At 59.9% G+C, this 20,550-nt stretch carries 19 protein-coding genes and 1 tRNA gene; 10 read left to right on the top strand and 10 right to left on the bottom strand.

From position 1 onward, the window contains the following. Nucleotides 1–34: 34 nt before the first annotated feature. Entirely contained in the window at nt 35–2,659 is a 2,625-nt protein-coding gene (locus Q0Y02_RS08930) for a DUF6351 family protein (RefSeq protein WP_297767048.1), read from the top strand. A gap of 119 nt (nt 2,660–2,778) precedes the next feature. Here the strand turns inward: Q0Y02_RS08930 and Q0Y02_RS08925 are convergent, their stop codons facing one another. Both Q0Y02_RS08925 and Q0Y02_RS08920 read right to left on the bottom strand, forming a co-directional pair. Continuing rightward, nucleotides 2,779–4,587 carry a beta-ketoacyl synthase gene (locus tag Q0Y02_RS08925; RefSeq protein WP_297767046.1) on the bottom strand — a complete coding sequence of 603 codons (1,809 nt, stop codon included), beginning with the start codon at nt 4,585–4,587 and terminating at the stop codon, nt 2,779–2,781. Between the two features lie 397 nt (nt 4,588–4,984). Then, on the bottom strand, nt 4,985–6,166 hold the full coding sequence (locus tag Q0Y02_RS08920) for an acetyl-CoA C-acyltransferase (RefSeq protein WP_297767044.1): 1,182 nt from the start codon (nt 6,164–6,166) through the stop codon (nt 4,985–4,987). 459 nt (nt 6,167–6,625) lie between these two features. Between Q0Y02_RS08920 and Q0Y02_RS08915 the strand changes: the two genes are divergently transcribed. The 7 genes from Q0Y02_RS08915 to Q0Y02_RS08885 all read left to right on the top strand — a co-directional run bounded on the left by Q0Y02_RS08915 (nt 6,626) and on the right by Q0Y02_RS08885 (nt 10,599). Then, nucleotides 6,626–7,213: a Fe-Mn family superoxide dismutase gene (locus Q0Y02_RS08915; RefSeq protein WP_297767042.1), complete on the top strand. Its 588-nt coding sequence runs from the start codon at nt 6,626–6,628 to the stop codon at nt 7,211–7,213. 170 nt (nt 7,214–7,383) lie between these two features. Further along, entirely contained in the window at nt 7,384–7,917 is a 534-nt protein-coding gene (locus Q0Y02_RS08910; protein WP_297767040.1) for a hypothetical protein, read from the top strand. A 117-nt stretch (nt 7,918–8,034) separates the two neighbouring features. Continuing rightward, the gene (locus tag Q0Y02_RS08905; protein ID WP_297767038.1) at nt 8,035–8,898 is read left to right on the top strand and encodes a hypothetical protein; all 864 of its coding nucleotides are present in this window, start codon (nt 8,035–8,037) and stop codon (nt 8,896–8,898) included. A gap of 55 nt (nt 8,899–8,953) precedes the next feature. Then, the gene (locus Q0Y02_RS08900) at nt 8,954–9,634 is read left to right on the top strand and encodes a hypothetical protein (protein ID WP_297767036.1); all 681 of its coding nucleotides are present in this window, start codon (nt 8,954–8,956) and stop codon (nt 9,632–9,634) included. A 45-nt stretch (nt 9,635–9,679) separates the two neighbouring features. Further along, nucleotides 9,680–9,764: transfer RNA gene (locus Q0Y02_RS08895), tRNA-Leu, on the top strand. A gap of 369 nt (nt 9,765–10,133) precedes the next feature. Further along, the gene (locus Q0Y02_RS08890; RefSeq protein ID WP_297767034.1) at nt 10,134–10,331 is read left to right on the top strand and encodes a hypothetical protein; all 198 of its coding nucleotides are present in this window, start codon (nt 10,134–10,136) and stop codon (nt 10,329–10,331) included. A gap of 55 nt (nt 10,332–10,386) precedes the next feature. Beyond that, nucleotides 10,387–10,599: a hypothetical protein gene (locus tag Q0Y02_RS08885; protein WP_297767032.1), complete on the top strand. Its 213-nt coding sequence runs from the start codon at nt 10,387–10,389 to the stop codon at nt 10,597–10,599. Between the two features lie 38 nt (nt 10,600–10,637). Here the strand turns inward: Q0Y02_RS08885 and Q0Y02_RS08880 are convergent, their stop codons facing one another. From Q0Y02_RS08880 to Q0Y02_RS08860, 5 genes are all read right to left on the bottom strand, one after another. Then, complete coding sequence (locus Q0Y02_RS08880) at nt 10,638–11,576, bottom strand: patatin-like phospholipase family protein (RefSeq protein WP_297767031.1); 939 nt, start codon at nt 11,574–11,576, stop codon at nt 10,638–10,640. Between the two features lie 18 nt (nt 11,577–11,594). Beyond that, nucleotides 11,595–13,079 (bottom strand): NAD(P)/FAD-dependent oxidoreductase, encoded by a 1,485-nt coding sequence (locus Q0Y02_RS08875; RefSeq protein WP_297767029.1) that lies wholly within the window; start codon nt 13,077–13,079, stop codon nt 11,595–11,597. A 14-nt stretch (nt 13,080–13,093) separates the two neighbouring features. After that, nucleotides 13,094–13,867: an SDR family NAD(P)-dependent oxidoreductase gene (locus Q0Y02_RS08870; protein WP_297767028.1), complete on the bottom strand. Its 774-nt coding sequence runs from the start codon at nt 13,865–13,867 to the stop codon at nt 13,094–13,096. Then, the gene (locus Q0Y02_RS08865; RefSeq protein ID WP_297767027.1) at nt 13,864–14,505 is read right to left on the bottom strand and encodes a TetR/AcrR family transcriptional regulator; all 642 of its coding nucleotides are present in this window, start codon (nt 14,503–14,505) and stop codon (nt 13,864–13,866) included. The genes Q0Y02_RS08870 and Q0Y02_RS08865 overlap by 4 nt, the downstream gene beginning before the upstream one ends. Nucleotides 14,506–14,800: 295 nt before the next feature. Then, nucleotides 14,801–15,301 carry a DUF1289 domain-containing protein gene (locus tag Q0Y02_RS08860; RefSeq protein ID WP_297767026.1) on the bottom strand — a complete coding sequence of 167 codons (501 nt, stop codon included), beginning with the start codon at nt 15,299–15,301 and terminating at the stop codon, nt 14,801–14,803. Nucleotides 15,302–15,497: 196 nt separating this feature from the next. Between Q0Y02_RS08860 and Q0Y02_RS08855 the strand changes: the two genes are divergently transcribed. Continuing rightward, complete coding sequence (locus tag Q0Y02_RS08855) at nt 15,498–16,091, top strand: DUF2846 domain-containing protein (RefSeq protein WP_297767025.1); 594 nt, start codon at nt 15,498–15,500, stop codon at nt 16,089–16,091. A 375-nt stretch (nt 16,092–16,466) separates the two neighbouring features. Here Q0Y02_RS08855 and Q0Y02_RS08850 read toward each other — a convergent pair whose 3' ends face one another. The 3 genes from Q0Y02_RS08850 to egtB form a co-directional block, all read right to left on the bottom strand. Further along, nucleotides 16,467–16,991, bottom strand: a complete 525-nt coding sequence (locus Q0Y02_RS08850; RefSeq protein ID WP_035249412.1) for an acyl-CoA thioesterase — start codon at nt 16,989–16,991, stop codon at nt 16,467–16,469. 213 nt (nt 16,992–17,204) lie between these two features. Next, the gene (gene egtD / locus Q0Y02_RS08845; protein WP_297767023.1) at nt 17,205–18,173 is read right to left on the bottom strand and encodes an L-histidine N(alpha)-methyltransferase; all 969 of its coding nucleotides are present in this window, start codon (nt 18,171–18,173) and stop codon (nt 17,205–17,207) included. Beyond that, nucleotides 18,170–19,414, bottom strand: a complete 1,245-nt coding sequence (gene egtB, locus Q0Y02_RS08840) for an ergothioneine biosynthesis protein EgtB (protein WP_297767021.1) — start codon at nt 19,412–19,414, stop codon at nt 18,170–18,172. Before egtB ends, egtD begins: the two co-directional genes overlap by 4 nt. A gap of 162 nt (nt 19,415–19,576) precedes the next feature. On the opposite strand from egtB, the gene Q0Y02_RS08835 reads away from it, so the two are divergent. Then, nucleotides 19,577–20,347 (top strand): 3-hydroxyacyl-CoA dehydrogenase, encoded by a 771-nt coding sequence (locus Q0Y02_RS08835; RefSeq protein ID WP_062816786.1) that lies wholly within the window; start codon nt 19,577–19,579, stop codon nt 20,345–20,347. The last annotated feature ends 203 nt before the right edge of the window (nt 20,348–20,550 follow it).

Raw genomic sequence — 20,550 nt, 5'->3', positions numbered from 1 at the left:
ATAAGCTGGCCCGCGCGCCGGCCTGGAGTGTCCCATGAAAGCCCTTTCTCGTTTGCTGGCCGCTGCCCTGGTGGCCCTGGTGGCCGCCTGTGGCGGTGGCGGTTCTTCCTCGTCACCCGCCGCCAGTAATCCGGTCCCGAATACGCCCGATCCGGATCTCCCCGAGGCCCCGCGGGCGGGAGAAGGGGAAATACGCGTGCTCTCCAACCGTGCGGACCTGATCAGTGGCGGTGATGCCCTGGTGGAAATTACTGCCGACGATAGCGCCCTGCTAAGCGGGGCAAAGGTCATGCTGGATGATCGGGAGGTGACCGGGCAATTGACGGCAACCAGCGAGGGCACCCTCAAGGGCTTGCTGGGCGGTATGGTGCTGGGAGCCAACACGGTCACCGTGGTGCTGGCGGATGAGTCGGTGCTGGAGCGGCAGATCATCAACCACCCCAATGGCGGTCCGGTGTTTTCCGGGCCCCAGCTGCAACCCTGGCAGTGCACCAACGAGCAGGCGGTGGATGCCCAGTGCAACCAGCCGCCGGAATACACCTTTCAGTATGTGCCGGCCAACAAGCTGGAAAGTCTGCTGACCAATTTCGATCCGGAAAACCCCGGCTTGCCGCAAGCCTTCCAGCCCTATGACCCGGCGAATCCACCGGCGGATGACAGTATTGCCCGGATAACCACCGATGAAGGCGTAGACGTGCCCTTTATTGTGCGTATGGAAGAGGGGGTGATGAATCGTGACCGTTATCTGATCATGACCCTCTATCAGCCGGATCAGCCCTGGACCGCTCTGACACCGCAACCGCAATGGAACGGCAAACTGCTGATCCATCATGGCGGTAACGTGGGTGTCAGTTATGGCATGGGTGAGGTGCCCCGCGGAGATATCGCCGGCACCGCGCCGGCGGGCGCCGAGCTGTTACTGGGTGACAGTATTACCACTGCACTGGCGCGGGGTTTCATGACCCTGTCCACCGCCCAGGCCAACCTGGGCCATAACGCCAATCTGGTGACGGCGGCGGAATCGCTGATGATGGGTAAAGAGCGCATCATCGAACAGTACGGGGAAATCCGTTACACCATCGGTACCGGCTGCTCCGGTGGCTCCATCACCCAGCAGCATGTGGCCAATGCCTACCCGGGCATTTATCAGGGGCTGATCGTGCAGTGCTCCTACCCGGATGTGTGGACCACCGCTACCCAGTTTGCAGACTACAACCTGCTCAGCAATTACTTCGGCAATCAGCTGCCCACCGACCCGCAGGGGTTTCAGGAGGTGGTTACTTCGCTGCTGACATCCGGGGTGATTCCGGCCGCGCAATGGTCGGCCTTTTATGGTCACTTGCCGCTGAACCCGGTGGTCTCCGATCTGGCATTTTTCCCGTCCGCCTATCCGAACCAGGAAGACTGCCCGGGTCTGCAGGAAGGGGTCGCGGTGTATGACGCCGAGACTCAGCCGGATGGGCTGCGCTGCGGGTTGCTGGATTACATGATCAATCAGTTTGGTCCCCGTGATCCATCGGTATGGTCCAGCAACGAACAGCTTGTCGGTCGCGGTTTTGGCGGTATTCCGCTGGATAATGTGGGCGTTCAGTATGGTTTGAAGGCGCTGCAAAGCGGGCTGATCAGTGGCGAGCAGTTCCTCAGGGTAAATCGCGAAATCGGTGGCTTGAGCGTGGATATCGACTACCAGGCCGAACGCACCGTGGCCGATCCGCAAGCCTTGCGAAATGCCTACCGCACCGGCGCCATCAACACCGCCGAGCATCTGGCCAAGGTGCCGATCATTGATCTGCGTGGCCCGGACCCGGGCATCGCCCACGATGCCTACCATTCCTGGCAGATGCGTGCGCGACTGGAGCAGACCCAGGGCCATGCCGACAACCATGTGATTTGGTATGGTCCGGCGCCGCTGTTTGGCGATACGGTGTTCACCACCGAAGCCCTGCTGGTCATGGACCTGTGGTTATCGGGCATCGAGCAGGACGACACGGCCACGCCAGTGGCAGAAAAGGTGGTGGCCAACAAGCCGGTCTATGCCCGTGACCGTTGTCTGTCGGTGTCGTCCCTGTTCGGCCCGGAGGGGCCCATCGTACCGTTGACCGGTAACCTGCTGTACCCGGACCCGATCCTGCCGGGGCTGGATCTGTCCTTGCTGCCGCCGGCACCGGCGGAAGCAGGCGTGGTAGTGGATGCGCTTAGCGGCCAGGTATGTGGCCTGGATGTCAGCGAGCTGCCGGTAGTGTCCGAGCTGCCGGTGCTGGGGGACGTGCTGGGTACGCTGGGCGAGTTGCTGTCGCCACTCACCGACCCGATTCTGAACCTGCAACAGACGGTGGTGCAGACCCGTTTCGGCACACCACGTACCGTGGCCGGTGACAGCATCGAAACCCTGACCAACAAGTGCCAGCTGAAACCGGTGGACCCGGCGGATTATCCTCTGGCCCTGGACCCGGAGGGCTTTGCCGAACAGGTGGCGGACATCTTCCCGCAGGGCGTTTGCGATTACAGCAAGCCGGGCGAGGGGGTAATGCCCACGCAGACCTGGCTGCAGTACGGCGATGGGCAGCAGGTGATTTACGGCGGTGCACCGCTGGCTGATGACGGCGCTAGCGCCCCCCAGGGCTGGGCATCGCCGGCCTTTGAGGTGGAGATTCGCTAATCTTCAGTCTCTGGGGATGCTGAGTTTCGAGTGTCGAGAAATGAGTTGCGAAGACCGGGAAAGGTTTTCGCAACTCGAAACTCGTACCTCGTTACTCACCCTTTCCCATCCGAGCAGTGCTAGCGATTGATTTGGTAAGCCGCCAGGCCGTTGTCGTCGTCAAAGGTCATGGTGGTGCCGCCATTGAGCTGCACGGACTCCCGGCTCAGGGCAACCGCCTCATCCCCCAGCACCCCATCATTAAACCGGTACACCGGTTTGGGCGCCTCGTTCAGGCAGTGGTCGCGGAAACCGGCCTTGGCCTGCAGTACACTGTCCCGAGCGCTTTGCCAGCTCGCAATGGCCTTGTCTCCATGGCGCTGGCGCAGCATGGTTTCGGTAACCGTGGCGGACAGGGCCACGGCGGTGGCGTTGTTGCCGCCAAAGCCTTTCGAATTGATCAGGCTGGCCTGCAGGTCGTCGCGCGGTACGTGATCCATGGCGAAGTCCAGGTGCTGGCGGTGTACATCGCCGGCGATGTGATCGATGGTGCGAATCCCCGGCAGAACGCCTTGGGCAAAGCTGCCCAGGGCCGCCGCCAGCTGATCGCCGCCGGCACTGCCCAGGGAGTGTCCCACAAACGCCTTGATGGCGGTCACCGGCCAGTGGCGCACCTCAAAGGCCTCGGCCACCCGGTCCAGAATCACCGATTCGGTGACCCGGTTCTGTGGCGTGCCGGTGCCGTGGGCATGGACAAAGCTGTGCTCGCGCAAGCCCTTGTCGCCGATCAGTTGGCGGGTCAGGGCGGCGGCCTTGCCCACGGTCAGGTAGTTGCCCACGCCGGGGGCAGAAATGGATTTCTTGGCGCCGTCAGCATGAATGAACACATCCGGCACCGCGCCGAGAATGTCGGCACCCAGCTCCAGGGCCAGGGCATCATCCATCAGCACGGTAAACTGGGCAGACTCGGCCATGGTAAAGCCGCAGTTGTCGGAAAACGGCCGGCAGGCGCGGCGCACATCGGCTTGCTTAGCACCATCCAGGGCGGCCAGATCCTGGTCTTCCGCCAGCGCGCCCATGGCCCGGTAACCTTCCATGATCTCCGCCACCAGCGGTGCTTCGCTGGTGCCTACAATGGCTACCCGCACCTTGCCACTGCGGATCGCCTGTACTCCTTTTTCCAGGTTGTAGAGGAAGGTGGCACAGGCGCCCAGCATGCCGCCGGTGGTGCCCACCGAGTGCAGCACATAGGCATTGAGAAAATCCGCAGTCATCTCACCCAGGCCCAGTGGCACCTGCTTGGAGGTGATGCGCTGGCCGTTGGGCGGGAAACGCATGACGCCGCCCAGGCCGTTGTCGTCCAGCTGGGACATGGCGTTGCTGGCATACACAGCCACCTGATCCGGGCGCACCTTGGCGGCCACGGAGGCCCAGTCCATGCCCAGATCGCCCAGCGCATCGCTGATACCAAAGATGGCCATCTGCAGGGCGCGGGGGTGATTGCGCGAGGCATACAGGGCGCCGGGATCGAAGCCGTCCGGCAGCTGCCCGGCGGCGCTGACTCGGCGCGGCGCATCATGGGGGACACGCAGGTCCAGCCCCGCAGGCAGGATGACCCGGCTGCGGCGCTTGTCGATAGGGGCGACCTGCCAGCCCGCGGGTAGCGGGTCAGGCAGGTCCATGTTGCGCATTTCCAGGGTAACGGGAATGTCGCTGGTGCCGCTGATGGCGGCGTGGAGCCGGTGGGCATCGGGCAGGGCGCGGATCTGGGTGGCGGCCAGCTGGCTGTCCGGGCTGCGGCCGGTCAATTGACACAGAGAACGCAGGGTGTCCTGGCGGCCGGCCTCCGGCAGGGCATCAAAAATCAGTCGCTGAAAGCCAAAATGCAGGGCGCTGCGCCCGGCTGCATTGATGCCGCCCATGGCGGTGATCACGGGTAATGCTGTCATGGTGCTCCCGGGCTCATGCCCAACCCAAAAAGGTGACTAGCCGGTCAGGGTACAGGTGAAATCCGGTTTTGCGTATACGACGGAGGGCGAATCCGGTCAGGAAAGTGCAACAGAGTTTGAAAGTGAAAGCGGATGTTTCAGGATAGGGGTAGCTACGAAGCCGCTGTAGGAGCACCTCTTGAGGTGCGAACCGCGCGTTAGCGTGGAAATTGCCCGAAGGGCGATCAGGCATTCCATGTCCTGACAGGTTTCTCTAAATGATCACACTCCTCTGCCGCCTCGCTCCGCCTGGTTCGCACCTCAAGAGGTGCTCCTACAGAGGGCGGGAAATGGGGCGCTGCCAACAAAAAACGGGGCCCGAAGGCCCCGTTTTGTCTGGCATCAAGCGTTGAGCGTATTACAGCAGCTCGACAGCTACCGCAGTCGCTTCACCACCGCCGATACACAGGCTGGCCACACCGCGCTTGCCGCCGGTGCGCTTGAGCGCGTGGATCAGGGTGAGAATGATGCGTGAGCCGGTGGAGCCCACCGGGTGACCCAGGGCACAGGCGCCGCCGTGGATGTTCACCTTCTCGTGGGGAATGCCCAGATCAATCATCGGCATCATCGCCACCATGGCGAAAGCTTCGTTGATCTCGAACAGATCCACGTCGTCCACGGTCCAGCCAGCTTTCTTCATCACCGCTTCGGTGGCACCGATGGGGGCGATAGTGAACTCGCTGGGGTGTTTGCTGTTGGTGGCGTGGGCCAGGATGCGGGCCAGCGGCTTCAGGCCACGCTCATTGGCCACGGACTCGCGGGCCAGGACCAGCGCGGAGCCGCCATCGGAGATGGAGCTGGCGTTGGCGGCGGTGACGGTGCCGTCTTTGGCGAAGGCCGGACGCAGGGTGGGGATCTTGTCGATGTTGGCGTTACCCGGCTGCTCGTCGGTGTCTACAACCACTTCACCCTTACGAGTCTTTACGGTCACCGGCACGATCTCGTCCTTGAACCAGCCGTTGTCGATGGCGGCATTGGCGCGGTTCAGGGATTCGATGGCGTAGTTGTCCATGTCTTCGCGGGTAATGGAGCGCTTGTCAGCCACTTCCTGGGCGAAGGAGCCCATCAGGCGGCCGGTTTCCGCATCTTCCAGGCCATCCAGGAACATGTGGTCAAACACCTGGCCGTGGCCCATGCGCATGCCGCTGCGGGCCTTGTCCAGCACATAGGGGGCATTGGTCATGGATTCCATGCCACCGGAAACGACGATGTCGTTGGTGCCGGCCTTGATGGAATCGAAGGCGAACATGGTGGCCTTCATGCCGGAGCCACACAGCTTGTTGATGGTGGTGGCACCGGTGTTGTCCGGCAGACCGGCCAGACGCATGGCCTGACGGGCCGGGCCCTGTTTGAGGCCAGCGGGCAGTACACAGCCCATGATGACTTCTTGCACGTCTTCCGGCTTCAGGCCGGCGCGGGATACGGCTTCACGGATAGAGGCGGCGCCCAGTTCGGGAGCGGAAACCGCAGACAAGGAACCCTGGAACCCACCCATGGCGGTACGGGCACCATTTACAATTACTACAGCATCATCAGACATGGTTTTCTCCTGCCAGCAAAATAGTACCTGAATCCGTGACCTCATCGCGGCGCCTGACGCAAGCCTTTGCCGCCACAGAAAATTTGTCTTCAGTCGATCGTATTCCCAGATACGACGCTTCTTCAGAAAATCCCCTGTGACAACAAATTCTTACGCCATGCATCCGCGCTGAGCTCACGGATTCAGGTAGTAGTTATCAAAATTTGGGGCGCATTGTACTTGAAACAAGGGGGATACACCCCATCTCACAGGGACCTGCCGGTCACGGACCAGGCAATGGCGATAGTTTTCGTCTATTGCAGCCAAAGGCAATCACGGTTAACGCCGGGTCTGTGGTGGAGATTGCCGCCGGTAGCTTGTTATTATCGTTCAGCCGCTGGCGGCAGGCATGCCGTCAGCGGGGAATTTCTTTCTGTTGCCAAGCCGCGACAGAACAACATGATGTCAGGGGAAATGACTATGGCTTTTGAATTACCGCCGCTTCCGTTCGAGAAAAATGCACTGGAACCGCATATTTCTGCAGAAACTCTCGAGTATCACCATGGCAAGCACCACAATGCCTATGTGACCAAGCTGAACGATATGGTTGCCGGCACCGACAACGAAGGCAAATCCCTGGAAGAGATCATCAAGAGCGCCGAAGGCGGTCTGTTCAACCAGGCTGCCCAGGTCTGGAACCACACCTTCTACTGGAACAGCCTGAGCCCTAACGGCGGTGGCGCTCCCACCGGTGATCTGGCTGCGGCCATCGACACCGCTTTCGGCTCCTTCGACGAGTTCAAGTCCCAGTTCAATGCCAAAGCGACCGGCAACTTCGGTTCCGGCTGGACCTGGCTGGTGAAGAACACCGATGGCAGCCTGGAAATCGTCAACACCGATGATGCGGATACCCCGATCGCCCACGACAAGGGTCAGACTCCGCTGTTCACCGTGGACGTGTGGGAACACGCCTACTACGTGGATTACCGCAATGCCCGACCCAAGTATCTGGAATCCATCTGGAACCTGATCAACTGGGACTTTGCCGCCAGCAACTTTGCCGGTTAAGACGGCATATCCCTTATAGGGATACCGTTCAGGTAGTGAAAAAGGCCGCTTTTGCGGCCTTTTTCGTGTCTGTCTGGCGGCGGTGGGGGAAGTTTGGTAGCGTCCCTCCCGGGATATTGTCGGGGTTTGTGTGGTCCAATCTGCAGGTTAATGAAAATAACAGGTGTGATATGCGTTTTTTGGGAATCTTTTTTCTGGTGATGGGTTTGTCGGCAACCGCTGCCATGGCAGAAGGGCCGGTGCCAGCTTCCGCCGAGCAAAAACAGAAAAGCCCCGAGCAGCAGGCCATGGATCAGTTGGCAGAAGCTGGCCTGCGCCAGGCGCTGCAGGCTATCCAGCGTTCCGGCGGCCTCTATCCGTTCGGCTTGATTCAGTCCGGAGAGACGGTGCGGGCGGTGGGTTATTCCGGTGAAAAAGCCGATGCCCCAAGCGCCGAAGAGTGGGCCCAGGGCCTGTTCATGCAGCTGCGCAAGATTGGTAAAGAGCAGCCGGATATCGAGCTGATGGGTCTATTCCGTCTGCATGACATCACCGCTGAAAATGGTGAAAAAGTTACTGGGGTATGGGCGCAGGTAGACCACCGAGGTGTACGCCCCTGGGTGATTTTCCTGCCGTTGCTCAAGAACGAAGAAGGCAAGCACGAGCTGGGCGATATGGTCTACTACGCCACCGAACAGCCGTTGTTCGAGAAAAGCGGCGAATAAGTTTTTCAAAGACAGGCAGGACTAAATGGGCGCTGTTCGGCAGCGCCGCAGTGCCCCCTGTGGCACTATCTGTCAATCGGGCCATGAACCGGACTATCCGGTATGCAGGACACAGGAATGACGCGAGATCGTGAAGTAAATCTGGGTAATCTGAATGATGTCACCGTGGATGATCATGGTGATGCCGGGCGCCGGCCTTCTCCTGCCGGCAGCAACAAGCCCGCCGAGAAAGGGGCGGGCAAGCCTCCCAAGGCACCCAAAAAACCGGTGCCGCCCTCCAATGGCGGAGGGGGTGGCTGGATGATTGCCTGTCTGGTGCTGGTGGTGCTGATCGCCGTGATGGGGGTCTGGTTCCAGAAACAGATGACCGTGCTCCAGTCACAAATGGACGAGCGCATCTCGGAATCCAGCCAGAAACTGGGCAACCTGCAGTCCCGGTTGTCTGCCACCGACGAGAGCCTGAACCAGTCGTCCGGTCAACTGCAGGATACGGTCCGCGCTCAAGGCAAGAAGCTGGAAGAAAACAACACCGAAATCCGTAAACTCTGGGATCTGAGCAACAAGCGCAACCGGGCGGATATTGCCGAGCAGAGCAAGAAACTGACTGCACTGTCAGCCACACTGAATGAAGTCAAAAAGGCCCAGGCCGGGGTGGATGGCAAACTGCAGGGGATCAGCAAGGACACCACTGCCCTGAAAAAGCAGGTGGACAGTGCGGTGTCTGCCGTCAACAAGAGCAGTGAACAGTGGCAGACCCGCATCAGTCAGATGCAGACTCAGGTGGATGTGCTGGCGGAAAACATCAATCAGCTGGAAAGCCAGCAGCAAAACCTGAAAAGCGGTCTGGCCAAGGTGGAAAAAAACCAGGCCGGGCTGGCAGCGTTAAAAGATCGGCTGGATGAGACAGAGGCAGCGATTGCGGCTTTTGATTCTTACCGGCTGCAGGTCAATAGTCGTCTGGATAAACTGGAAGGGCGCTGATCGGCCACGGGGGGTGGTGATCAGCTAAAAACAACAAGTAAAAGAGCGTCTTGCCATGGCCAAGTTGCCGGAAAGTAAAGAGCGGCGTTTACAGGGGTTGAATCAGGATGTACTGGCGGTAGCTACCCCGGTACCGGGGCCGGATCTGGAACCGGTCAATCTGCGCGCGCCCAAAAAAACCAACCCTATCTCGGTTAGCGAGGGGGGCCACTCCGGCTTGTTGTGGTTGTCCCTGGTGCTGGCGGTCATCGCCTTGCTGTTGGCCGCCAGCCAGTGGCTGGCCCACGCTGAATCCAGCCGTGAACTCAGTGAATTGCGAGAGCAATACTATCAGCTGGCATCGCTGCGTCAGGGAGAGGTGAGAGATGGTGCTCGCAGTACGGTAAAAGCGCCTGCCACTTCTGAAGCCGCTCCTGGCGATGCGGTGGTCAACAGCCTGCGTGACGATCTGCGCGAACTGAATGCCAAGGTGCGCGGGCTCACCGTGGCCATGGCCAAACAGCGCAACAGCAACAGCGAAAGCGCCGAGCTGGCGACGCGCCTTAACGAGATGGACAGCAAGCTGAAAGGCCTGTCCTCGCGGATCAGCAGCCTGGCCGACCGTCCACAACCCGCCGCCACCCCTGTGGTGCAACCGGTATCCGACAACAGCGTCGAGGTGTCTGCACTGGCTGGCAAGGTAGCGAAAATAGACAAAGACCTGCAGGCGCTTTACCGGATTCTTCAAGGAGGCTGAACCTGCTGGTAATTAGCGATTAGCCTGCTAGAATACCCGCCCATTGCGCCAGTGGTGGAATTGGTAGACACGCCAGATTTAGGTTCTGGTGCCGAGAGGTGTGGGGGTTCAACTCCCTCCTGGCGCACCATCTCAAAGAAAGGCCGTAACAGCATTGCTGTTACGGCCTTTTGTTTTTTGGGGTTGGGATGCTTCCTTGCATCGGGCATCCCGGGGGATGGTTGCTCACCCCTGAAAACGCTTTTCTATGGGTAAAAGCCTTTGGGGAAAACCTTCCTGATTTCCCCCCGGTTCTCCATAAACACTATCGGTTCGGTGGGGTATGAAATTGAGCAATAGGCTGTCTGGATACGTGCGCTACTTTTTCATAACTCAAGCTATTGACCACTAGCACTATCAAGTTAATTTCATTAACTGCCAGGTTTTACCTTCTTTTCATACCGTTCACGTCTCAGATCCATAACATGCGCCCTGTCGAATCCGCTAATCGGGGAAGGGTATGCGGTATTACCTCAGCAAGATCAAGGCCGACGATGACACCTGGGAAATCCACACGGTGAATTGCCAGCAATTGCCAAATGAAAACGACCAGCGCATTTATCTGGGCGATTTCTCTCACTGTATCCACGCCTTGCCGGTGGCCAAGCTGTATTTCCGCACCCTGCGGTTTTGCCCGGAATGCTCTCTGCACGCTTAGTGCGGTACTTGCGAGTTTGCCTCGTCCCGGGTAGAACAAAAGGAGAGGTGGCATTATGCGTGAGCACACACAAGACAGAGACCGTAAGGCCAATCACTTTCCGGCGGCACGAAAGCTTGAGGCTGATCGCGTGCGCCTGCTGGCGCTGGTGGCGTTGGCGGTGGGGGCGATGGTGTTGGGCGGGTTGATCCATGCCGAGGGCCAGGCGGCCCACGGTTCCCTGCATGAGATCAAGGCGTCGCTGATGGCGGCGGTGGACTCACTCTAGCGGGGAAGCCACCCGGCGAATCTCCCCCGCGTTACCCTTCAAAGCGCGTTTTGCACCGTTATGGCTGTAGTGACTAAAGCGGTGTCCAGCACCTGTCGGCGCCGTGACGGGTCCATCATATTAAACCCAAAGGCTTGCAAATCATCGGCATTGGGTTCCAGACGAATCACTGTCTTACCCGCTTTTTCCAGTTTGCTCACTTCCCGATCCACAATGCCGGTCATGTAGCGGCGTACTCGCCGTTCGATGGCAGTGAGGGGCGAGCGCGGTTTGTCCGGTTGCCGTGAGGCCATGGGCGCGAGAATGATCACCTCGTCCACGGCGCTGTCCATCAGCAGATCCGCCGAGGTGGGGGAGGCCACGCCACCGTCGATGTAGGTACGGCTGCCCAGGGTCACCGGTGGGCACCAGAAGGGCACCCCATAGGAGGCACAGACCGCGTCGCGGATGTGCGCCTGCGGCGCGCCGCCTTTACCGAAGGCCACCCGTTTGCCGCTGGTGGTGTCCACGGCCATGATCCAGGTGGCCGGGTGGGCAACCCAGTCTGCTCCTCCGGTGGCGTCGTCCACCAATTGCCGGAAAGGCGCCATGTCGAACTGGCCACGGGGCAGCAGGCCGCAGAAGGCGGTCAGCGGGGAGACGTCCCCGCGCAGGCCTTTCAGGGCCAGCTTGGCACCGGTGAAGCGGGCGCCGGGCAGGGGCGGCAGGGCGCCGCCGCTGTCGCTGTCGTGATCCCAGCGGCACTGCTCGCTGGTGCCCTGCTGGCAGGCCAGCAGCTGATCCACGCTGATGCCGCTCCCCAGCAAGGTGGCCAGCACCGCGCCTGCCGAGGTGCCGATAAGGATATCGGCATCGCGGGCGTCCCAGTCCAGTTGCTGCTCAAGATTGTGCAGGGCGGCAATGGACCAGGCGCCGCCGGCGACACCGCCGCAGCCCAGTACCAGGGCACGGCGGGGAGATGGAGTGTTGTTTGTCATTATTCTGGCCTGTTCATATTAAAAGACGGGTTGGGTGGCGGGTGTCAGGGTATAGCTGTCGGGATCAAAGTCCTTGAGCAGACGCTGCATTTCCAGGGTGCTCCAGGGGAAGCCCACGCTGTTGAAGCCGTTCTTGTCCAGGTAGTAGCTGGAGCAGCCACCGGTGTTCCAGACGGTGCCCTGCAGGTCTTTCTGGACCTTGCGGTTGTAGGTTCTCTGGCTGTCGGCTTTCACTTCCACCCGGCTCAGTTGCTGGTCGCGCATGGTTTGCAGGGTGCTGAGGATGTAGTTGATCTGCGCCTCGATGACGATAAAGGCGGAGTTGTGGCCGATGCCCAGGTTGGGACCCAGCACCATGAAGGCATTGGGCAGCCCGGCGATGGTGGTGCCGCGATAGGCCTGCATGCCGTCCTGCCACATGTTGCTGAGCGATTCGCCGGCATCGTTATAGATGTGATCGGCAATGGGTGGCTCGGTGACGAAGAACCCGGTGCCCAGAATGATCGTGTCCACGTCGCACTCGCTGCCGTCCTGGCCCACCAGGGTGTTGCCGCGCACTTCCTTCAGGCCGGTGGCGAACACATCCACATTGGCCTGATTGAGCGCCGGGTAATACTGGTTGCTCATCAGCACCCGCTTGCAGCCCAGGGTGTAATCCGGGGTCAGTTTGGCGCGCAGGGCCGGGTCCTTGATGGCCAGGCGGATATGCGCCTCACCCAGTTTCTGGATCTGTCGCAGCAGGGCCGGTTTGCGAAAGCCGATGCCGAAAGTTTCAAAGCCGCCGTAAAGCATCTTGCGCCAGGCGTTCAGGGTGAACGGCAGACGGAAGAAGTTTTCCTCGATTTTGGGGATGGGATGATCCGGCTTGGGCAGCACCCATTGTGGGGTGCGCTGGAACAAGGTCAGCTGTTGTACCTTCGGTTGGATCTCCGGCACAAACTGGATCGCCGAAGCGCCGGTGCCGATCACCGCCACCCGTTCTCCGCTCAGGTCGTGGTCATGGTCCCAGCGGGAGGAATGGAACAGCTTGCCCTGAAAATCCTTCAGGCCGGGGATGTTGGGAATGATGGGTTCGTGCAGGTAGCCGGAGCAGGCCACCACGGTACGGGCCAGGTAGAGCTGGTCGCCGGTCTGCACTTCCCAGAGATTTTTGCTTTCCCGCCATTGCGCCCGTTCCACTGCCTGATTGAAACGAATGAAGCCGGGAATGTTGTGGCGGTTAGCCGTGTCGCGCACATAGTCGAGAATCTCCGTCTGACCGGCGAAGGCCCGGCTCCAGTCCGGTTTCTGGGCGAAGGAATAGGAATATAACGCCGAGGGCACATCGCAGGCGCAGCCCGGGTAGGTGTTGTCCCGCCAGGTGCCGCCCAGGTCGGCGGCCTTTTCCAGGATTACGAAATTATCGAACCCGGCGTCCTGCAGACGAATGCCCAGGCCAATGCCGCTGATGCCGGCGCCGACAATCAGGACGTCGTAAATGGGAGAGTTGGCTTGTTGTGTCATGGGGGTGTCCGTGGTCACTGGTTCGGTTGTGGGCTGAAGAAATCCATGGCCCGGTTGGTCAGATTCAGGTTGGCCACCTGCTTGGCCAGGGCGTAGATATCCGGGTAGATCACCCGGGCGCCGCCCTTGCGGAAGGTGCGGTAGATGCGCTCGGCCAGCACCTCCGGTTTGCCGGTGGGGATATAGCGGGACACCGGGCCTTTTTTGACCTGGCTGCGGGCATGGCTTTCCAGGCCGGAATGGATCGGGCCCGGGTAGACGGTGATCACATTGACGCCCTGCTTCTTCAGATCCAGCCGGGCAATTTCCGAGGCCAGGCCGATGCCGGCCTTGGCGCCGCCGTAATAGCTGCAGCCACGAATCGGCACGCGCCCGGCCATGCTGGCCACATTGATCACGCAGCCTTGGCGGGCTTCCACCATGGCCGGAAAGGCCAGGTCCATCAGTCGCATGGGAGCGGTGAAATTGATATCCAGCAGACGCTTGCCTTGCTCCCAGCCGGTGCCGGTGATGCTGATGATGTCCATGATGCCGGCGCAGTTGATCAGTACGTCCACCGGCCCGCGACGGTCCACCAGCGACTGCCACCAGGCGGGCAGGGCATCGATATTTGTCAGGTCGCAGGTTTCCGTCTGGGCGCCATGTTTGTCGGCGGCCAGGGCGAGGGCGTCGGCATTCAGGTCCACCAGGGTGATGCGGGCCTCCGGGTGGTGCTGGCGAAACTGCCCAGCGAGCTGGCTGCCGATGGCGCCAGCCCCGCCGGTAATCAGGATGTGGGTCGGGTTCATGGTTGGGGGCCCTTGTTATTGTCATGGGGGGTGTTGTGATTGGCGATGGCGAGCCAGCAGGCATCCCGCGCCCGTTTCAGATCGTCGTCATCCAGGGTCAGATAGCCCAGCCGTTCCGCTTTGAAGACACCCACAAACGCTCCCCAGAACAGGGCAATGGCCAGGTCCGGTTTCATGATGTCGTTGAGCAGGCCGGTGCGCTGGCCAATGACCACCATCATGCCCAGGGGAATCAGCAGTGCCTGCTCCTGGTGGCGGCTTTCCGGATCCAGGTAGCTGTGGTGATCCTGCATTTCCAGAAAATGAAAGGCATCCGGCTCTTCGCGGGCGAAGGCGGTGAGCCGGGCCCACAGGTTGTCGAACAGGCTGCGCGAGGGGTGAAGCAGGTCGAGATCGCTGAGCAGGCGTTCCTTTAGGCGGCTCTTGCTGTCGCGAAACACGGCGTTTATCAGCGTTTCCTTGCTGTCGAAATAGCGATACAAGGTGCCGACACCTACACCGGCTTCAGCGGCGATCGGCGGTACCGGGGTGCCGTGCAGACCGTGCTCGGCGAATACTCGCAGGGCGGCACGGATGATCTGCTCGTGCTTGCGGGTTTCCTTGTTGTCGACCGGGGTAACCGGGGCAGGGCTGGCCATGGCGGATCTCACGCAATGAATGAATGTTCATTCCGTAACTGTGCCATTGGGTGATGTTTTTATGGAAGGGTCATATGGGGACAAAGTGCGGTGAGTTGAAAGTTCAAAGTTTAAAGTTGAAACGCGAATCTATGGTGTCGCCACACGAAGAACTACAGAGCCGCGCAGGGCGGTAAAGGGGGGAGCAAGAGACGGGCATTGCTGTTTAGGTCTTAACCTCAGCGCGGAGCGAGGAAATTCCCAGCCAAGCCGGCCTTGCCCCGCGTTTGAACTTTCAACTTTGAACTTGTAACTCTTAGATCAACCCCTTCTCCCGGGCGGCAAGCTCGGTGAGTTCTGCGGCGAGGGTGACCGGGCGGGCGTAGGAGCGGTCATAGTGGGCCTGGGCCAGGGCGTGGCATTCGGCACTGATCTGGTCGTAGAGCTCCCGGGGCAGCAGGCCCTGGGTCGGGGGCAGGGCGCGCAGGCCGAAACGATCATAGGGGATCTGTTGTTTACCGGCGGCTTTGAGTAGCTCCGGCACCCAGCCCTGGGGGGAAAGCTGGGTCTGGTAACGCAGGTTCTGGAAGTCCATCTCCGCCGCCAGCCGGCCCGCATCGGTGACCACAAAATAGTTATCCACCACCTGGCAGAGCAGCAAATTCAGCCGTTTCCAGACAATTTGCTTCTCTTCGTTGGTATAACCATTCCAGTGCACCACCTCGTGACTGAAGCGGCAACAGCCACGGCAGACCGTATCACCGAAGACGGTGGAACAGACGCCGATACAGGGGGTGTGGATGCGATTAACTGCCATGGCGGAAGATTAGCAGAAAAGGCGGTGCAGGGGAGAGGAGAGACGAATCACTTGGCGGGAATTTGAGCACCTACCTTCATCTTGAGCAATAACCGCAAATCGGCCATAGTTACCACCTTCATAAGCATTATCTTGCGCTGAATAATAAACAGGGTCGCACCGGGCTAACGGGAAGCGGCATCACTGGAGAATAATAATGCGATTGGCTGTGTTGCTGGCAGCTTGCCTGTGGATGCTTTCGGGATGTTCCGGCCTCGGTATGGGGATTCCCTCCACCCCGGGTGCCTTTATCCATGCCCCCCAGGGCAAGACTTTCAAACCCATGGATACGCTGGATCCGCGTAATGCCATGGTCTATATCTACCGACCGATTACCCGGTGGGGCTATGAAGAGGTGCAGGCACCGGTGTTCTTCCTGGATGCCTCGCAGCTGTTCGGCCTCAAGGCTGGCGCCTACAGCTGGCTGGAATTGCCTGCCGGCACCCACGATTTCTATGCCCGCCGTCCGCTTAGCGTGCTTTACCTGAAGATGGTGTTCGAGATGCCGTTGGAAGTGGAGGGCGGCAAGGACTACTACTTCCGCTACTCGGAAACCCGCCCGCTGGATATGGAAGAACTGGTTGCCGACCCGGAAAACTTCCAGCAGGCCGGCCCGTTGCAGCAGGTCCCCCGTGCCGTGGCCCTGCGCGAAATTGCCGACCTGCGTCTGGATGAGCCAGGCGTCTACTACGCAGGTAAGGACAGCCAGGTGCCGCGCTGGGCGCCGTTCCATACCTACGCGACGGAATAATGATCGCTGCGAGTGGCTAACTACTCGCTTCCAGCCAAAACAAAAAAGCCCCGGCATGCCGGGGCTTTTGCTGTCTGGAGAGGAATAACCTTTCTACGAAGTGACTGTAGGAGTTCCTCTTGAGGGACGAATCCGAGCTTGGGCGAGGAGGCAGGATATGTGATGCTTCCAGATCAATCTGGTGGCACCTGGAATCCCTGATCGCCCGGTGGGCGACTTCCTCGCTACGCGAGGTTCGCGGCTCGAGAGCCGCTCCTACAGCGGTATTTCTGCTCGGTGTGGGACCTAGCTGCGGAGGTTGGGTTGAGTTTGCGACATGCCTTTAGGCTGGACGCCCGCAGGGCGCCCCGAAGGGGTTTATCAAACCCAACAATGCTAGTCACTCTCCGTCAGCCGCCGCTTGGTCTGCAACAACCGCTTCCACTGTTCCACATACTCCGGCAGGGCCGGGGAGGTCTGGTTGAAGCCGGTGATTTCCTGAAGGGTCTGGGGGCTGATGGATTTGCCACCATAGACGTTGGCCACCCGCAGCAGGGCGTGGGTGTGCAGTTTGCGCTGGGATTCGAAGCGCTGATCGTAGTACACGTACTTGTCATCCCAGCCGAGAATACGGGTGTGCACCTGGAACTGCTGGTATGGTCGCAGCTCGCGGATGTAGGAAATCTCGGTGTTGGCCACCACGCCATTACAGCGCGCTTCGATCATGCGGTTGAGCAACCCGGTAACCACCGCGTGTTCCAGTCGGCAGCGATCCATGAACTTCAAGTACTTGGCGTTGTTCAGATGCATGTTCAGGTCAATATCCAGCAACCCCACCCGGTACTCCTGGGTGACAACATCAAACAGCTGGTGTGTGGGCGGCCGTTTACGACGGCGAGCCGCGCTGATCAGTTCGAGCATCCGATCTCCCTATGCCACGGTAGCCCGTGACCCCTTTTATTCTTTCGAAGACTGAATCGGCAAAAAAACGCGGTTCAGTATAACGGTACCAGTGCCAGTTCACACTATGCACTGATGTCAAAGTGATCAGTTTTACAGTCTTTGCCGTCCTGGCCAGCGTCTGGCGTGCGTTGCGGGGTGACATGGCCTGTGATTCACAGACGTTGTCGATGGTCAGGAACAGGCCAGATGCAGACTGAACAGACTGTCGCTGTCGGTCCAGCAGGCGGAGGGGGTGAAACCGGCGGCGACCAGTTCTGCGGAAAACCCTTCGACGGTGAATTTGTAGGAATTTTCCGTGTGAATACGGGTGCCGGCGGCGAGTGTCAGGCTATTTTTACCCAGCTGGATATGTTGGTCCTGCAGGCATTCCAGGTGCATTTCGATACGGTTTTGCGCGCTGTTGTAGAACGCCAGATGGCGCATGGTGTCGGTATCGAACCCACAATCCAGCTCCCGGTTCAGATGATGCAGTGCATTCAGATTGAAGGCAGCAGTGAGCCCTCCTGCATCATTATAGGCGGCGTGGAGTCGTTCTGAGGGTTTCTGCAGATCCGCTCCGATCAGCAGGGAACCGCCGGGGCCTGCCAGTTCGCGCAGGCCGCGCAGGAAAGTGGCCCGCTGTTCAGGCTCAAAGTTGCCGATGGTAGAGCCAGGGAAAAAAACCAGACGTCCGGGTTGTCGTAAGCCCTCCGGCATGGCCATGGCCTGGCAATAATCTGCGCACACGGCGCTGATATGTATGTGGGGGAAGTCCTCGGCCAGGCGCCGTGAGGCGCCAAGCAGGCATTCCCGTGAGATTTCCAGTGGCATGTAATGCGCCGGTTGCCAGGCATTGAGTAATACCCGCACCTTTTCGCAGCTGCCGGCACCGGGTTCGGCGATGGTATGGATGCCGTCCAGTCGTGACTGAATGTCCTCGGCGTAGCGATGCAGCAAGCTCGCTTCGGTACGGGTGGGGTAGTACTCCGGGGTGCGGGTAATCCGGTCGAAAAGGCTGGAACCGGTTTCGTCGTAGAAGAACTTGGGATGTAGTGTCGGTGTCGGCGCCCGCAGGGACTCGCTGACTTCGGCAAGCATGTCGGTGGTCGGTGGCTGCAGGTCGAAAAAGGTCAGGTTGGGGCCGAGCTGTTGCTGGTTCACGACGGGTCTCCCGCAAGCCGGATACCGCTGAACTGCCAGCGGTGGTGGGGGTAGAAAAAATTACGATAGCTGGCCCGCAAATGGTCTTGGCTGCTGGCACAGGAGCCGCCACGCAGCACCATCTGGTTACACATGAACTTGCCGTTGTATTCCCCCACCGCCCCTGCGGCTGCCTGAAATCCCGGGTAGGGCAGGTAGGCGCTGGCGGTCCATTCCCAGACATCGCCGAACAAGTGGGCCATGGCCGTATCGCGGGCCTGACCGGGCTGGTAGCTACCGTTGTCCACAAAATGTCCTTGCAGTGGTTGCGCTGTCGCCGCGTGCTCCCATTCCTGCTCCGAGGGCAGCCGCTTGCCGGCCCAGCGGGCATAGGCATCCGCTTCGTAATAATTTACATGGGCAAGAATCTGCCCATGGTGTAGCGGTTGTAGCCCTGCCAGAGTGAAGTGCCGGTCAAGATCCTCGTGCCAGTAAAGCGGCCGCTGGCTATGTTGCGCCTGTACCCAGGCCCAGCCGTCAGACAGCCATAACTCCGGTCGTCGGTAGCCGCCATCCTTGATGAATTCACGAAATTCGCCGTTGCAGACCGGACGGTTAGCCAGCGAAAAAGGCTCCAGCCAGACCCGGTGGCGGGGTGTTTCGTTATCGAAAGAAAAATCCTGGCCGCTGGCACCGATTTCCACCAAACCGCCACTGAAAGACTGAAAGCTCAGCGGTGCAGGGCTGTCTGCTTCAGTGAGAGGTTGGCCGAGGGAGGGCGACAGCGGATTGAAGGAGAGGCTGTATTTCAGGTCTGTCAGCAGCAGCTCTTGGTGCTGCTGCTCATGATTGAGTCCCAGTGTGACCAGATCTGTCAGGCCCGGTTGTTGTTCGATAAGGCGAACCATGGCGTCATCCACCTGTTGTCGCCAGGCATAGACTTCTTCGCCGGTGGGGCGTGACAAAAGGTGGCGTTGCGGGCGGGCGAACTGTTCGCCAATGCCGTTGTAGTAGCTGTTGAACAGGTACTCGAATTGCGGGTTGAACACTCGGTAGTCGGCGAGGTGGGGCTTGAGAAGAAAGGTTTCGAAGAACCAGGTGGTGTGGGCCAGATGCCAGCGTGGCGGACTCACGTCAGCGCAGGCCTGTAGCCCCATGTCTTCGGTGAGCAGGGGGGCGCAGAGCTGTTCGCTGAAGGCCCGGATACGCTGGTAACGCGCTATCAGTGTGGCGCTGGCGTCATGTCTGGCGGTATCTGGCAAGGTTTTCCCTCCCAATCCGGTTGTCAAAGAGTGGCACCCACTTTGAGCGAAAGCAACAATGTGACGCGTGAACGGGGTGGGTATACTGCGTGGCAGCATTTGTAATGGGTTGCTGTTGTTGACGCAGCGACAGCCCATGCCCTTTCACCACAAGGAGAGCATATGAATATTACCGATAAAGTTGCCGTGATTACCGGCGCTGCGTCCGGTCTGGGTCAGGCCACTGCTGAAGCGATTATTGCCAAGGGCGGCAAAGTCATGATCCTGGACCGTGACGACAAGCGCGGCCCGGAAGTGGCGGCGGAGCTGGGTGCCAATGCAGCTTTTGTGCAGACTGACGTGACCGACGAGGAGTCTGTAAAGGCGGCTATCGACGCCACCGTGGAAAAATTCGGTGCCATCCATGTGTGTGTGAACTGTGCCGGTGTGGGCTCTGCCATGAAGACCGTGGGGCGCGAGAACAAGCCCCATGATCTGGGCGTGTTCAACATGGTGGTCAAGATCAACCTGATCGGTACCTTCAACGTGGCCCGTCTGGCCGCTGCTGCCATGGCAGAGAATGAGCCGGGTGAAGACAACGAGCGTGGCCTGATCGTGAACACGGCTTCCGTGGCGGCCTTTGACGGTCAGGTTGGCCAAGTGGCTTACGCGGCCACCAAAGGGGGGGTGGTCGGCATGACCCTGCCTATCGCTCGCGACCTGGCGCCGCTGGGCATTCGCTGCAACACCATCGCCCCGGGTATCTTCAACACCCCGCTGATGAACGCCGCCCCGGACAAGGTGAAAATGCCGCTGATCGAAATGACCCAGTTTCCCAAGCGCCTGGGTAACCCGGCGGAATACGCTCAGCTGGTCTGCCACATGATCGAGAACAGCTTCCTCAATGGCGAGACCATCCGTATTGATGGTGGCATCCGTATGCAGCCGCGGTAAGAGCAGCTGCGAGCGACTAGCTGCTAGCTACGAGTGAAACGAAAAAGCCCCGGATTTCCGGGGCTTTTTTCGTTCTACGAAGCTGCCGTAGGAGCGGCGCTTGAGCCGCGAACTGTTTTGGGGAATGCCTTAGCAAGTAAGTTCGCGGCTCAGGCGCCGCTCGTACAAAATGTCTTACCTCGGAGCTAGCAGCTAGAAGCTAG

Origin of the sequence: uncultured Alcanivorax sp., assembly GCF_947258575.1 — a bacterium.
Lineage (GTDB): Bacteria > Pseudomonadota > Gammaproteobacteria > Pseudomonadales > Alcanivoracaceae > Alcanivorax.
The sequence above is the reverse complement of the archived record's forward strand: the minus strand, read 5'-3'. Positions and strand labels throughout refer to the sequence as shown.

Bases quoted from the DNA above. Each gene is read 5' to 3' on its own strand.
- Q0Y02_RS08925 (WP_297767046.1), bottom strand. From the start codon at position 4,587: ATGACAGCATTACCCGTGATCACCGCCATGGGCGGCATCAATGCAGCC.
- Q0Y02_RS08855 (WP_297767025.1), top strand. From the start codon at position 15,498: ATGCGATTGGCTGTGTTGCTGGCAGCTTGCCTGTGGATGCTTTCGGGA.
- Q0Y02_RS08860 (WP_297767026.1), bottom strand. From the start codon at position 15,301: ATGGCAGTTAATCGCATCCACACCCCCTGTATCGGCGTCTGTTCCACC.
- Q0Y02_RS08915 (WP_297767042.1), top strand. From the start codon at position 6,626: ATGGCTTTTGAATTACCGCCGCTTCCGTTCGAGAAAAATGCACTGGAA.
- Q0Y02_RS08900 (WP_297767036.1), top strand. From the start codon at position 8,954: ATGGCCAAGTTGCCGGAAAGTAAAGAGCGGCGTTTACAGGGGTTGAAT.
- Q0Y02_RS08905 (WP_297767038.1), top strand. From the start codon at position 8,035: ATGACGCGAGATCGTGAAGTAAATCTGGGTAATCTGAATGATGTCACC.
- Q0Y02_RS08890 (WP_297767034.1), top strand. From the start codon at position 10,134: ATGCGGTATTACCTCAGCAAGATCAAGGCCGACGATGACACCTGGGAA.
- Q0Y02_RS08880 (WP_297767031.1), bottom strand. From the start codon at position 11,576: ATGACAAACAACACTCCATCTCCCCGCCGTGCCCTGGTACTGGGCTGC.
- Q0Y02_RS08920 (WP_297767044.1), bottom strand. From the start codon at position 6,166: ATGTCTGATGATGCTGTAGTAATTGTAAATGGTGCCCGTACCGCCATG.
- Q0Y02_RS08910 (WP_297767040.1), top strand. From the start codon at position 7,384: ATGCGTTTTTTGGGAATCTTTTTTCTGGTGATGGGTTTGTCGGCAACC.
- Q0Y02_RS08885 (WP_297767032.1), top strand. From the start codon at position 10,387: ATGCGTGAGCACACACAAGACAGAGACCGTAAGGCCAATCACTTTCCG.
- Q0Y02_RS08875 (WP_297767029.1), bottom strand. From the start codon at position 13,079: ATGACACAACAAGCCAACTCTCCCATTTACGACGTCCTGATTGTCGGC.
- Q0Y02_RS08930 (WP_297767048.1), top strand. From the start codon at position 35: ATGAAAGCCCTTTCTCGTTTGCTGGCCGCTGCCCTGGTGGCCCTGGTG.
- Q0Y02_RS08870 (WP_297767028.1), bottom strand. From the start codon at position 13,867: ATGAACCCGACCCACATCCTGATTACCGGCGGGGCTGGCGCCATCGGC.
- Q0Y02_RS08835 (WP_062816786.1), top strand. From the start codon at position 19,577: ATGAATATTACCGATAAAGTTGCCGTGATTACCGGCGCTGCGTCCGGT.
- Q0Y02_RS08865 (WP_297767027.1), bottom strand. From the start codon at position 14,505: ATGGCCAGCCCTGCCCCGGTTACCCCGGTCGACAACAAGGAAACCCGC.
- Q0Y02_RS08850 (WP_035249412.1), bottom strand. From the start codon at position 16,991: ATGCTCGAACTGATCAGCGCGGCTCGCCGTCGTAAACGGCCGCCCACA.